The sequence below is a fragment of the Streptomyces sp. Ag109_O5-10 genome (assembly GCF_900105755.1).
Classification (GTDB): Bacteria; Actinomycetota; Actinomycetes; order Streptomycetales; family Streptomycetaceae; genus Streptomyces.
This window is the reverse complement of record NZ_FNTQ01000001.1, coordinates 6,077,655-6,090,713: the sequence shown is the minus strand read 5'-3', so window position 1 is coordinate 6,090,713 and position 13,059 is coordinate 6,077,655. Positions and strand designations below refer to the sequence as shown.

Here is a 13,059-nt window from a genome sequence, read left to right as displayed (position 1 = left end):
GATGAGGGCCCTCCACGTCATCACGGGCCTGGGGACCGGCGGCGCGGAGCAGCAACTGCGGCTGCTGCTGCGGCACCTTCCGGTGGCCTGCGACGTCGTCACGCTCACCAACCCGGGGCCGGTCGCGGCCGGGCTGGCCGCGGACGGGGTGCGGGTGGTCCACCTGGGGATGGCCGGGAACCGGGACCTGGCCGCGCTGCCCCGCCTGGTGCGGCTGATCCGCCGGGGCCGCTACGACCTCGTCCACACCCACCTCTACCGGGCCTGCCTGTACGGCCGGATCGCCGCGCGGCTCGCGGGGGTGCGGGCCGTGGTCGCCACCGAGCACTCACTCGGCGACTCTCAGCTGGAGGGGCGCGACCTGACCGCGGGCGTAAGAGCGTTGTACCTGGCGGGTGAGCGGCTCGGGCGGTCCACGGTGGCCGTCTCGCCGACCGTCGCCGAGCGGCTGCGCCGGTGGGGGGTGCCGGGACCGCGGATCGAGGTCGTGCCGAACGGCATCGACCTGGACCGGTTCCGCTTCGACGCGGCCCGGCGCCGGCGCGTCCGCGACCGCCTGGGCATCCCGCAGGACGCCTGGGTCGTCGGCGCCGTCGGGCGGCTCGCGCCCGGCAAGCGGTTCGCCGTCCTGGTCGAGGCCCTCGCCGCTCTCCCCGCCGACTGCAGGCTGCTGCTGGTGGGCGGCGGTCCTGAGGAGGCCGCCCTGCGCCGCACCGCACGGGCGGCCGGGGTCGCCGGCCGGGTGCTGTTCGCCGGCGAGCGGCCCTACGCCTCCGACGACGACCAGGACCCCGACCTGCCCGCCCTCACCTCCGCCATGGACGTGTTCGCCTCGCCCTCCGCCGAGGAGGCCTTCGGGCTGGCGGTCGTCGAGGCGCTGGCCGCGGGGCTGCCCGTGCTCTACAGCGCCTGCCCGGCCGTCGAGGACCTGCCGCCCGCCGCCGCGCCGGGCGCCCGCCGCGTCACGGGCGGCGCCGCCGCCTACGCCGGGGCGCTGGCCGCAGCCCGCGCCGCCGGACCCGGCCCGCGCGGCGCGCCGGACGCCGCCCGTCACTACAGCATCACCCGCAGCGCCGCCCAGCTCATGGACGTCTACGCGGCCGCACTCGCCACCACACCTCAGGGAGCCAGCACGCCATGACCGAGAACACCGTCCGAGCACCCCGCCCGTTCCCGCGCGCCATCCCGCCCTGGTCACTGCTGGCGGCCGGGGTCCTGGCCGGCGGGCTGCTGGGCGGCGCCTACGGCGTGCTGACGCCGCCCAGCTACACGGCGACCGCCTACGTCATCGCCGTCACCGCTGACAAGTCCGACACCGCGTCCGCGCAGGGGTTCGCGCAGGCCTACGGCCGGGTCGCCACCCAGCTCGCGGTGCTCGGGGACGCACAGATGTGGGCCGGCGTGCCGCTGAAGACGCTGCAGAACAGTGTCCAGACGGAGACCTCGCCGGACGCGCCGATGGTCGCCGTCTCGGCCAGCTCACCGCACGCCCTGCAGGCCACCGACATGGCCAACGCGGTGGCCCGCTCGCTCATCCAGCACGCCAACGACACCAAGAGCGACACGAACGTCGAACTCCTGCAGTTCTCCCGTGCGCCGAAGCCGACCACGCCGACCTCCGCGTCCTCGAAGGTGACCGCTCTGGTGGGCGCGAGCGCGGGCGGGCTGCTGGGCGGTCTCGCGCTCCTGGTGCGGCCCCGGCGCCGGCCCGCGGAGTCCGCGCTGCAGGCCTCGGTGCCCGGTCCGGCCGTCGCCGCCGACGTGCACGGGCAGCTGTGACCACGACGGCCCCCCCGACGCTCGCCGCGTACACCACCGAACTCGTCACCGACGAGGGCGCCTTCGCCGAGCTGGCCCCGGCCTGGGGCCGCCTCTACCGGCGGTGTGGCACGGCCACCCCGTTCCAGAGCCACGCCTGGCTGCACTCCTGGTGGCGCTCCTACGGAACCCCCGGCCGGCTCCGCCTCGTCCTGGTCCGTTACGGCGGTGAGCTGGTCGGCGCGGCCCCGCTGACGCTGGTGCACCGGCCGCTGCCCGCGCTGGTGCCGCTGGGCGGGGCGATCTCGGACTACGCGGACGTGCTGCTCGCCGACGCCGACGACGGCCGGGTGACGGACGCCCTCACCCGGGAGCTGGCGGAGGCGGCGCGGACGGCGCTGATCGACTTCCGCGAGGTGCGGCCGGGCGGTGCGGCGGAGCGGGTCTACGACCGCTGGCGCGGCCCGTGCCGGAAGCTGCCGGACTCGGTCTGCCTGGAGCTGCCGGCCGTGTCGATGGACGAGCTGGTCGGCAGGCTGCCGTCGAGCAAGGCCCAGCGGGTCCGCGCCAAGCTGCGCAAGCTGGGCTCGCTGGGGGTGCGCCGGGACGTCGTGCCGCCCGACGGGGTGGACGCGGCACTGCGCCGCCTGCTCGACCTGCACCGGCTCCAGTGGCAGGGGCGGAAGGTGACCACCGAGCACCTCCAGTCCCGGTTCCAGGAGCATCTGGTGCGCTCGGTGGGGCCGATGGTGCGGTCCGGGGACGCGGTGGTCACCGAGTTCCGGCTCGACGACGAGGTGGTCGCCGTCGACCTGACCCTGCTGGCGCCGAGTCTCGCCGGCGGCTACCTGTACGGCGCGCATCCCCGGCTGCGGGAGCGCAAGGCGGACGTGGCGGTGATGCTGCTGGACGCCTGCACCCAGCACACCGGCACCGGTGAGCGCGGCACGCTGAGCCTGCTGCGCGGCGACGAGCCGTACAAGCACCACTGGCGGCCCGAGCCGGTCGTCAACCAGCGGCTGCTGCTGGCCCGGCGGCGCACCGCCCCGCTGCTGTCGGCGGCGCTCTGCGACGCCGCCGCCCGGCAGCGGATCAAGGAGGTGCGGCAGCGGTGGAAGGAGCGCCGGCAGGAGTAGGGGGCGCCGGGCGCACCCGCCCGTCAGTCGAGGCTGAAGCAGAGCTTGCCGCCGAGCCAGTACTCGATCCAGGCGCCCAGCTCCATCGATGTGCAGGAGGACGTGGGCGTGGCACTCGGCGTGGCGGACGGGGTCGGGGTCGGGGTCGGGGTCGGTCTGGGAGTGGCCGGCGTCGGGGTCGTGGTGTCGGTGCGGCCGAAGAGGACCTCGCGGTAGACGTGCGCGGAGCGCGGGTTGACCGAGCACTGCCAGACGCCGTGCGGGCAGTAGTCGGTCAGCGTGTTGTACAGCGGCTTGTGCTGGTCCATCCAGGCGAGCATCCGGCGCATGTACTCGGCGTTGTCACCGTTGCGGAAGAGGCCCCATTCCGGATAGGAGACCGGCTTTCCGTGCGCCTTCGCGAAATCGACGTGCTCCTGAAGTCCGTAGGGCTCCCGCACCTGTTGGTCGAAGGAAAGTCCGCTGGGCTGGTCGTACGAATCCATGCCGATGATGTCGACCGTGTCGTCCCCGGGATAGCACTGCGTCCACGGAACGGCGTCGCGGCCCCGGCTCGACGTGAAGTCGAACCGGAATTTCTGGCCCGGCACCGCGCGCATGGTGGTGACGATCCGTCGCCAGTACGTCTTCCAGGCCTCCGGGTCCGGCCCGCAACGATGGGTGTAGGTAATGCCGTTCATCTCCCAGCCGAGCACGATGACCGTGTCCGGGACCCGCAGGTCCACCAGCCGCTGGGCCAGGGCCCGGAAGTGGTGATCGAACGCCCCGGCCGCGCCCTGCCGCAGCAGCGAGCGGACCTCGTCGTCCCCGATGCCCTCCTCGTTGCGCTCCTGCATGGGCACGTTGAGGACGAGCGTCCGGTCGGCCTTCTCCCGTCGCCAGTGCGCCCAGACGTCCAGGAAGCCGGGGGCGCCCTCGATGTCGGCCCAGCGGTTGCCGGGGAGATACGTGTGCGCGACCTTGAGCTCGGTGCCGCCGAGCCAGCTGCTCAGCTGGGCCATGCGGGCGACGCCGAGCGGGCCGGAGTCGAGGAACGCCCCGAAGGCGGGGGGCGTCGCCCTGGCCGGCGTGCCGACCGCAGGTGCGTCGGCGGCCGGGGTCGGGGTCGGCAGGGGGGCCGCCGACGCCGGGACGGACGTCGTGGGTGTCGGGACGGCTGTCGCGGGTGCCGGGACGGACGTCGTGGGTGTCGGGACGGACGTCGCGGGTGCCGGGACGGACGTCGCGGGTGTCGGGACGGCTGTCGCGGGTGCCGGGACGGCTGTCGCGGGTGCCGGAGCCGGAGGGCCGGTGACCCGCGCCGCCCCCGCGCCCGCGGCGAATCCCGGGCCGGTCGCCAGGGTCGCCGAGGCGACGGCGACGGCCGCCGCGGCCACGGCCGGCCGATACCGCCGGAACCGCGTTCGCTCTCGCCGCTGTGGGGTCATGCCTGCTCCTTTCTCCGTCGTTGACAGTCCGTTTGCTCGTCTGTTCGCAGCACTCCTGAGGAAGTGCCACTTACTGACACTTAGTCATATCAATATGAATTACGCCAGTGCGGCTGCGGCTTTCGGGTGCCCCGGACGACCGCACGGGTGAACCGACGCAAAGGAAATGGTCCGTGTCGCTGCTAGACATCCGGGTTCCCGCGGTTCTGCTGCGGATCGACCGGAACCCCTTTCACCACGGCACCCTGGGGGCCGTGCGCTCGCTCGGCAGAGCCGGGGTGGAGGTCCACGTGGTCGCCGACTCCGCGGGCAGCCCGGTCCGCAGGTCCCGCTTCGTACGGCGGCTGCACCCGCCGCCGGCGCCGGGCGCGTCGCCCACCGAGATCGTCGCCGTGCTGCGCCGGGTGGCGGCGCGGATCGCCCGCCCGGCCGTGCTGATCCCGATGGACGACGCGAGCGCCGTCGCGGCCGGCCGGTTCCGCGCGGACCTCGCGCCCGCCTACCTGCTCCCGCAGCAGCCCGGCACGCTGCCCGAGCGTGTCGCCGACAAGGCCGAGCTGGCCGAGGTGTGCGCGGCGGCCGGCGTCCCGCACCCGCCGACGCTGGTCCCGGACAGCACCGAGGAGACCGCCGCCGCGGTCCGGCGGCTCGGGCTGCCGGTGATCGCCAAGTGGAGCCGGCCCTGGCTGCTGCCGGCCGCATCCGGGCTGCGCAGCACGGTCGTGGTGCGCTCGGCTCGGGAGGCGGTGGAGCTGTTCCTGCGCAGCGAGGAGGCGGGCAGCAGGCTGCTGCTGCAGGAGTTCCTGCCGCCGGGCCAGGACCGCGACTGGTTCTTCCACGGCTACGCCGACCGCACCGGGCAGGTGCGCGCGGGCGGCCCCGGCCGCAAGCAGCGCGCCTGGCCGCGCGGAGCCGGGCTGACCGCGGTCGGCCTGTGGACGCCGAACCCGCAGGTGCGGGAGCTGGCCGAGCGGCTCACCGGCGAGCTCGGCTACCGGGGCATCTTCGACCTGGACTTCCGGCGCTGCGGCGGCACCGGCCGCTACCACCTCCTCGACTTCAACCCCCGTCCGGGCGCCCAGTTCCGGCTCTTCGCGGACAGCGCCGGCCTGGACGTCGTACGCGCCCTGCACCTGGACCTGACGCACCGTCCGCTACCGGACGGGGCACCGCTGGCCGGGCGGGCGTTCGTGGTGGAGAACTACGCGCCGCTGAGGGCGCTGCGGCCGGCGCCGCGCGGGCGGGAGCTGGCCTGGTCCGCGCCGGACGACCGGGGTCCAGGCCTCGCGATGTGGGCGCTGTGGGGCCGGCACGTGGCGGCCCGGCTGCTGGACCGGCTGCGCGACGGGACCGCCGACCGGGCGCCGCGGCCGCACGCGCCCGTGGTCCGCCAGGCCGGGGAGCCCCTCGTGCCCGCCCCCCAGACCGCGGAACCCCTCGTGCCCGCCGCCCGGGACGAGGAATCGGCCGGTGGGGCCGGTGTCCCCGCCGCGCCCGGCGTCTCCGCCCTCTCTGGTCAGCCCGACCGGTCCGACGACGAGAAAGCGAGCAGCTGCTGATGTACGACCTGCTGGTGGTGGGAGCGGGCCCGTACGGCCTGTCCATCGCGTCCCACGCCGCCGCGGCGGGCCTGAACGTGCGGGTCTTCGGCCGCCCGATGGCGTCCTGGCGCGACCACATGCCCCGCGGGATGTTCCTCAAGTCCGAGCCCTGGGCCTCCGACCTGTCGGACCCCGAGGCGCGTTGGCGGCTGGACGTGTGCTGCGCGGGCCGCGGCGTGACCGTCCGGCACGGGCAGCCGATCCCACTGGAGATGTTCGCCGAGTACGGCCTGTGGTTCGCCCGCAACGCCGCGCCGCCCGTCGACGAACGCGTGGTCACCCGGGTCGCGCCGCACACCGGCGGTTTCGAGGCGACGACGGCGGACGGCGAGGTGCTGCGCGGCCGGACGGTCGCCCTCGCCATCGGTGTGCTGCCGTTCGTGGAGATCCCCGCGGCCCTGCGCGGCCTCTCCCCCGACCTGGTCACGCACAGCAGCCACCACGCCGACCTGGACCGCTTCCGAGGCCGGGACGGCCCTGGAGACGGCGGCGCTCCTCGCCGAACTGGGCAGCCGGGTACGGGTGCTGGTGCGCGCGGACGGACTGTCCTGGAACGAGGTGCCGCCGCCCTGGCAGCGCCCCTGGTGGCAGTCGGTCCGCGCCCCGCACAGCGGGCTCGGCCCCGGCTGGCGGAACTGGTTCTACGCCGAGCGGCCCGGCCTGTACCGGCGGCTCGCGGAGCCCATCCGGACCCGGATCGCGGCGAGCGCCCTCGGCCCGGCCGGCGCCTGGTGGGTGCGGGAGCGGGTGGAGTCCGGGGTGGAGGTGCTGCTGGGCCGCGAGGTGACGGCGGCGCGCGCGACGGCGAGCGGAGTCCGCCTGGACACCACGGTGCGCGGTGGCGGGGCGGTCACCCTGGAGACCGGACACGTCGTCGCGGCAACGGGGTTCAGGGCGACGCGCGGACGGCTCGCACTGCTCGCCGACGACCTGCGGACGGCCCTGGTGACCGGGGCCGACGGGGCGCCCGAGGTGGGCCGGGACTTCGAGTCGTCGTATCCCGGGCTGTTCCTGGCCGGTCTGGTCACGGCGGCGGGCTTCGGTCCTGCCATGCGCTTCGTGCACGGCGCCGGCTTCACCGCCGGGACGCTGGTGCGCGGGGTACGGCGGCGGCTGCGCTCGGGGCCGGCTGGCTGGGGCGTCCCGGCCGGGCGGCGGGAGTCCGCACCGGACGTGGTGCGCGGCTGACGGGCGGGTGCCGGGCCTCGCTGCGGGCTTCCGGCACCGCCCTCCCGGCCGGAGAGCGGAAGAGCCGGCCCCGGAACGCGGATGCGAAGGATCGGCGTTCCGGGGCCGGCCGTGCCACAGCCGAGAGGGCTGGTGCGCCGTGTGACGTCGTCAGCTGTTGGCGCAGACGCCGGCGAACGCCGGGTTCAGCAGCGCGATGACGTCGACGGTGTCGCCGCAGGCGCTGACCGGGACGTGGACCGGGACCTCGATCACGTTGCCGGAGACGACGCCCGGGGAGTTGGCGGCAGCACCCTCCGCACCGGCGGAGGCGAAAGCGGGGATGGCACCGCCCAGCGCCAGGAGCGCGCCGGCGACCACAGCAGCGGTCTTCTTCATGAACTTTCCCTTCTCTGCGGTCATGCCCGTATGTCGGCCGAAACCGAGCGAGCACAGCATGAACGGCTCGCACCATGACCGGCAGGCTGTAGAACGAGGAATAGACGGTCGAAGAAACTACGGAACGTGCCTCTTCGACCAATTCACTCGAACGCCCGCCGAGAATTGACACGGAGAGAGGAAACGCTTCTCCTCGCGGCGGAATTTCGGGGCACGACAAAAGCCCGCCCGGGCGGCGCGGTCACGCGCACCGCCCGGGCGGGCTTCACAGGACCGGGGTCACTGGTTGGCGACGCCGTTGGCCGACAGCGCGGAGATGTCGTCCAGGATGTGCGACACCGGTTCGTCGCCCTTGGCCTGGGTGGAGTTCTCGGCGCACTGCTGGTTCTGCGGCGCGGACAGGACCGGGATGTCCTGGGCCACCCCGACGGCGGCGATGAGGCCGAGGATCCCCTGGGCGTTCGCCTTCGCGGGAAGGCCGACGCAGAGCTTGTTGAGCGAGCTCTGGACCAGTGTGGCCTGCGGGCTCATCTTGCCCTTGGTCACCGAGTTGCCGAACGCCTCCTGGGCGCCGTTGCCGCTCGCGGAGGTGGTGCCGTGGTCGTTGCCGGTGGCAAGCGCCTGGGGGGCTGCCGCCGCCGACACACCTACGACGGACACGGCGACCGCCGCCGCGGCCATTGCCTTCTTCAGCATTTCGCTTTTCCTTTCCCGGCGCTCAGGCCAAGACGGACGTTCCTGTCCGGCATCAACCGCGCGCGTCCGGAATGGTTGCGGCACCGGGCGCCACGTCACCCGTTCGGACCGACGGCCTCCCGGAATTCCCCGGAAAACCGGGCCTTCCCGCAAACGGGCGATTTCCCGGCGTGGGCCGTTGGAGTGAAGCGGAGCAACCAACCAGAGCGCGCGCAGTTGACCAGTGCGCTCCGGTGGACGGGGTGTCCTCAGAAGGGAACTGACAAGTGATCAAGAAGGTTCTGGCCGCCGCCGCAGTCGCAGCCTCCGCCATCGGCGCCTCCGCTGCCGCCGCCTCGCCGGCCCTGGCCACCGGCAACGACCACGGCACCACCTCGTTCAGCGGCAACGACGCCCAGCAGGCGTTCGGCAACTCCGCCACGTACGGCAACATGAGCCCCCAGCTGGCGCTCATCCAGGGCTCCTTCAACAAGCCCTGCATCGGCCTCCCGGCGAAGCTGAACCTCCAGGGCCTGGTCGGCCTGGGTGCCGTCGGCGTCCTGCAGGACGTGCCGATCCTGTCCGCGCCGCAGAACCAGCAGTGCGTCGAGAACTCCACCCAGGCCAAGGGCGACGAGCCGCTGTCGCACATCCTGGACGACATCTCCGCGCTGTCCGCGAACGGCACCGGCAACAAGTAGTCCGGAAGCACTCCGGGCCCCGGTTCGAGGGCGCGCCGGTCGACTGATCGGACTGCGCTCCGCCAATCGGGGCATACCACGCAACCTGGGCGAATCCGGGTAAGTTGACGATCACGCAGCTCCTCCCCGGAGTCCGCCTTTCGAAGGGAACAATCATGAAGAAGCTGTGGGCGACCGCGGCTGTCGCCGTCACCGTCGCCGGTTTCGCGGCTACGGCCGCTCCCCAGGCCCTGGCCACCGGCAACGACACCGGCACCACCTCCCTCAGCGGCAACGAAGCCAAGTCGGAGTTCGGCAACTCGGCCACCTTCGGCGACCTGAGCCCGCAGCTCTCGCTGGTCCAGGGATCGCTGAACAAGCCGTGCGTCGGTCTCCCGCTCAAGGCGAACCTGCAGGGTCTCGTCGGTGCGGTCGCCGTCGGCGTCGCCCAGGACGTGCCGATCCTGTCCGCGCCGCAGAACCAGCAGTGCGTGGAGAACTCCACCCAGGCCAAGGGCGACGAGCCGCTGTCGCACGTCCTGGACGACATCTCCGCGCTGTCGGCGAACGGCACCGCGAACCAGTAGTCCTCGGACGCCGTGGGCGGCGGGCCACCGGTTCCTCCGGTGGCCCGCCGCCTTTTGCTCACCTGCGGTACAGCGCCTCGATCTCGGCCGCGTAGCGGGCCGTCACCGCATGCCGCTTGACCTTCAGGGACGGCGTGAGCAGGCCGTTCTCCTCGGTGAACTCGCCCTCCACCAGGACGAAGGCACGGATCGACTCGGCCCGGGAGACGGCCAGGTTGGCGTGGTCGACCGCCTTCTGCACCTCGGCTCGCATCCGGTCGTCGCGCACCAGCTCCGCGAGCGGGGTGTCGGGCGGCAGCTTCCGTACTGCCAGCCAGTGGGCGACCGCCTCGGGGTCCAGGGTGACCAGCGCGGCGACGAACGGCCGGTTGTCGCCGACCACCAGGCACTGGCCGACGGGCGCCCGGCTGCGCAGCCGGTCCTCCAGGACGGCCGGGGAGACGTTCTTGCCGCCGGAGGTGACCAGGATGTCCTTCTTGCGGCCGGTGATGGTGAGATAGCCGTCCGCGTCCAGGGCCCCGAGGTCACCGGTCCCGAACCAGCCGTCGTCCGCGAGCACTTCGGCGGTCGCGGCCGGGTTGTTCCAGTACGACCCGAACACCACCGCACCCTTGATCAGCACCTCGCCGTCCTCGGCGATCCGGACGGCCGCCCCCGGGATCGGCTGCCCCACCGTGCCGGGCCGCGGGGCGAGCGGCGGCACGATGGTGGCGGCAGCGCTGGTCTCGGTCAGGCCGTAGCCCTCGTAGACGGCGATGCCGGCCGCGTGGAAGAACAGGTTCAGGTCGCGGTCGAGGGGCGAGCCGCCGCTGACGGCGTACCGCATCCGGCCGCCGAGCTCCTTGCGGATACGGCGGTAGACCAGCAGGTCGTACAGCGCCCAGGCGGCGTACAGACCCGGGCCGGGGCCCTTCCCCGTGCCGAGGGACTTCTCCAGGTGGGCCGCGGCGAACCGCACCCCGGTCCGCTCGGCCCGGTCGAAGGACGCGGCGCGCCCGATCTTCTCCGCCGTCGCCCGCCCGGTGTCGTGGATCTTCTCGAAGAGGTACGGCACCCCGACCAGGAACGTGGGCCGGAACTCCCGCAGCGCGGGGCGGAGTTCGTCGGGCTTCACGCTCGGGAAGTGGCCCATCTCGATCCGGCCCAGCAGGCAGGCGAGCTGGAGCGTACGGCCCAGGATGTGGGCGAGGGGCAGGAACAGCAGGGTGGACGCGGTCCGGCCGGTGACCGCCCGGAAGACGGGGTGCAGCAGCTCGACCGTGTTGGCGGCCTCGGCGTGCAGGTTGGCGTGGGTGAGGACACAGCCCTTGGGGCGGCCGGTGGTGCCGGAGGTGTAGCAGACCGTGGCCGTGGTGTCGGGGGTCAGGCCGCCGCGGCGTTCGGCCACCTCCTCGTCCGGGACGGCGCGACCGAGGGTGGTCAGGTCGGCGAGTGCGCCGGCGTCCAGCTCCCAGATGCGCGGCGGGTGTGCGTGGGAGGCCGTGCCGGTGGTGACGGTGGCGGTGTTCTGCGGGGTCTCGGTGACGACGTGGCGGGCACCGGAGTCCCGGACGATCCACTCCACCTGCTCCGCGGAGGAGGTGGGGTAGACCGGGACGGTCACACCGCCGGCCGCCCAGATGGCGAAGTCGAGCACCGTCCACTCGTAGCGGGTGCGGGACATGACGGCGACGCGGTCGCCTGCGGCGAGGCCGGCGGCGATCAGGCCCTTCGCGGTGGCGGTCACCTGGGCGGCGAAGGCTGCCGCGGTGACCGTGCCCTCGCTGCGGCGGATGGCCGTGGCGTGGGGTTCCTCTGCCGCGTTGGTGTACGGGAGGTCGGCGAGGGAGCCGCTCGTGAGCGGGGCGGCGAGGGGCGGGCGGCGTGCCTCCCGCACGACCCCGGCCTCGTCCCTGACGACCTCGACCTTGCCCCGGTCTGCCAGGTCCGTCCGCCGACGTGCTCGTGCGAGGTCGCTGCGTACGCTCATGGGCCGTCAACTTACTCGGAAGTAAGGGGAGGTCAATGGGTTCGGACGGTATGGGGTTCGGGTGCGGGTGGGTGGGGGCTGAGCGCCCGGTTCCTCCCCCAGCCTTCGGCCGGGGGTACCCCCAGCGCCCCTAAAGGGGCGCCGCCTCGCTGATCGCGGTTGAGAGGCCGGCGACGTCCTTGTCCTCGGTCACCTCCGCCAGCGTGGCCGCCCGGGACTGGAGCCTCGTGAGGCTCGGTGCTCCCGGGATGTCGTACTCGCCGTCTGCCAGCGCGTCCGCGAAGTAGGCCGCCACCGCCGTCACCTGGAAGCGCGGGGAGGCCGACCAGATGTCGTGGTGCAGGGCGCCGGTCTCGATCGCGCCCGTGTTCTCGTGCGGGGTGCGGGTGTCGGGGGCGAGCCAGCGGACGGTGGCGGTCGCCAGGTGGCCGTCGGTGCCGGGGTTCGTGCGGACGGCGTAGAGGGCGGTGACCGTGTGGCCGGGGCCGACCTCGCCGCCGTCCACCGTGTCGTTGCGGAAGTCCTGGTCGGCGACCTTGCGGTCCTGGTAGCCGATCAGGTGGAACTCCGCGACCGTGTGCGGGTCGAAGGCCACCTGGGCCTTGGCGTCACGAGCCACCAGGTCGATGTTCTGCGGGAGTTGGCGGCAGAAGACGTCGTCGGCGGTCGCGGTGTCGGAGACGTACACCGTGTGGCCGTCTCCCTTGTCGGCCAGGCGTTCCATGAGGGCGTCGCCGTAGTCGCTGCCCACGCCGACGCCGAACAGGGTGATGCCGTACTCGCGGCGGTCGCCGTCGATGCGCCGGAGGATGGCGTTCGGGTCGGTCTCGCCGTCGTTGGCGAGGGCGTCGGAGATCAGGACGACGCGGTTGGTGGCGTTCTTGCGCAGGCCCTCGACGGCGGTGGCGTAGCCGGTCTCGACGCCTTCGCCGAGGTTGGTGGAGGAGAGTGCCTCCAGGCCGTCGACGGCGTCGTGGATCTCGGCGCGGTGGCCGCCGAGGCGGGTCATCGGGAGGACGGTCTCGGCGTGTTCGCTGAAGGTGACGAGCGCGACCGAGTCGCCGTCGCGCAGCCGGTCGGTCATCGTGTCCAGGGACTTCCTGGCGAGGTCGAGGCGGCCCGGTTCGCCCATGGAGCCGGAGACGTCGACGACGAAGGTGAGGGCGGCCGGGGGGCGGGTGCCGGGATCGCCGGCGGGGCGGGTGGCGAGGCCCACTCTGACCAGGGACCAGTTCGGCCTGCTGGTGCGGGCGCCGTCGACGGTGACCGTGAAGCCGTTGTGCTCGGGGGTGCGGTAGTCCTGGCGGAAGCTGTTGACGAATTCCTCGGGCCGGATGGTCGAGGGGTCGGGGCGGCCGCCGTCGGCGAGGGTGCGGCGGGCGTAGCCGTAGGAGGCGGTGTCGACGTCGAGGGCGAAGGTGGAGAGGTGGTCGGAGGGCGCGGCGGTCTCGTTGCCCGCCGCCTGGGAGGGGGCGGGGGCCCGGGTGGCGGTCGTGTACTTCGGGCCGTTCGCGTGGTTCTCGTCCGCGCTGCAGGCGGTCAGCAGCAGGGTGCCCGCGGTGGTGAGGGCGAGCAGTGCCGCGCACGTCCGTCGTCGGGTCCGGTGTCTGTTCATCGCTGTGCCCCCTGTGCCGGTCGGAGTCGACTTCCTGGCTTCTCG

11 protein-coding genes and 1 pseudogene are annotated in these 13,059 nt (G+C 73.5%); 7 read left to right on the top strand and 5 right to left on the bottom strand.

The annotated features are described in order from the left end of the window. Window position 1: 1 nt before the first annotated feature. From BLW82_RS27805 to BLW82_RS27795, 3 genes are read left to right on the top strand one after another with little or no spacing between them, the layout of a single operon-like run. Window positions 2–1,141, top strand: coding sequence for a glycosyltransferase (locus BLW82_RS27805; protein WP_093502832.1), 1,140 nt, complete (start codon window positions 2–4; stop codon window positions 1,139–1,141). Next, window positions 1,138–1,779: a YveK family protein gene (locus BLW82_RS27800; protein ID WP_093502830.1), complete on the top strand. Its 642-nt coding sequence runs from the start codon at window positions 1,138–1,140 to the stop codon at window positions 1,777–1,779. Before BLW82_RS27805 ends, BLW82_RS27800 begins: the two co-directional genes overlap by 4 nt. Continuing rightward, the gene (locus BLW82_RS27795; RefSeq protein ID WP_093502828.1) at window positions 1,776–2,894 is read left to right on the top strand and encodes a GNAT family N-acetyltransferase; all 1,119 of its coding nucleotides are present in this window, start codon (window positions 1,776–1,778) and stop codon (window positions 2,892–2,894) included. The genes BLW82_RS27800 and BLW82_RS27795 overlap by 4 nt, the downstream gene beginning before the upstream one ends. 23 nt (window positions 2,895–2,917) lie before the next feature. Here BLW82_RS27795 and BLW82_RS27790 read toward each other — a convergent pair whose 3' ends face one another. Further along, window positions 2,918–4,321: a glycoside hydrolase family 26 protein gene (locus BLW82_RS27790; protein WP_093502826.1), complete on the bottom strand. Its 1,404-nt coding sequence runs from the start codon at window positions 4,319–4,321 to the stop codon at window positions 2,918–2,920. A 173-nt stretch (window positions 4,322–4,494) separates the two neighbouring features. On the opposite strand from BLW82_RS27790, the gene BLW82_RS27785 reads away from it, so the two are divergent. Together BLW82_RS27785 and BLW82_RS27780 are read left to right on the top strand one after the other, a co-directional pair. Then, entirely contained in the window at window positions 4,495–5,880 is a 1,386-nt protein-coding gene (locus BLW82_RS27785; protein WP_256215976.1) for a carboxylate--amine ligase, read from the top strand. Continuing rightward, window positions 5,880–7,110, top strand: a pseudogene (locus tag BLW82_RS27780) (dimethylaniline monooxygenase). The gene BLW82_RS27785 and the pseudogene BLW82_RS27780 overlap by 1 nt, the downstream one beginning before the upstream one ends. 150 nt (window positions 7,111–7,260) lie before the next feature. On the opposite strand, the gene BLW82_RS27775 reads toward BLW82_RS27780, so the two are convergent. Continuing rightward, the gene (locus tag BLW82_RS27775; protein WP_093502824.1) at window positions 7,261–7,488 is read right to left on the bottom strand and encodes a chaplin; all 228 of its coding nucleotides are present in this window, start codon (window positions 7,486–7,488) and stop codon (window positions 7,261–7,263) included. 279 nt (window positions 7,489–7,767) lie between these two features. Continuing rightward, the gene (locus tag BLW82_RS27770; protein ID WP_093502822.1) at window positions 7,768–8,184 is read right to left on the bottom strand and encodes a rodlin; all 417 of its coding nucleotides are present in this window, start codon (window positions 8,182–8,184) and stop codon (window positions 7,768–7,770) included. A 266-nt stretch (window positions 8,185–8,450) separates the two neighbouring features. Between BLW82_RS27770 and BLW82_RS27765 the strand changes: the two genes are divergently transcribed. After that, on the top strand, window positions 8,451–8,864 hold the full coding sequence (locus tag BLW82_RS27765; RefSeq protein WP_093502820.1) for a rodlin: 414 nt from the start codon (window positions 8,451–8,453) through the stop codon (window positions 8,862–8,864). Between the two features lie 155 nt (window positions 8,865–9,019). Next, complete coding sequence (locus BLW82_RS27760; RefSeq protein ID WP_093502818.1) at window positions 9,020–9,430, top strand: rodlin; 411 nt, start codon at window positions 9,020–9,022, stop codon at window positions 9,428–9,430. Between the two features lie 58 nt (window positions 9,431–9,488). Here the strand turns inward: BLW82_RS27760 and BLW82_RS27755 are convergent, their stop codons facing one another. After that, a complete protein-coding gene (locus BLW82_RS27755; protein WP_093502816.1) occupies window positions 9,489–11,399 on the bottom strand; it encodes an AMP-dependent synthetase/ligase in 1,911 nt (636 codons plus the stop codon). Between the two features lie 130 nt (window positions 11,400–11,529). Next, window positions 11,530–13,014: a vWA domain-containing protein gene (locus BLW82_RS27750; protein ID WP_093502814.1), complete on the bottom strand. Its 1,485-nt coding sequence runs from the start codon at window positions 13,012–13,014 to the stop codon at window positions 11,530–11,532. Window positions 13,015–13,059: the final 45 nt, after the last annotated feature.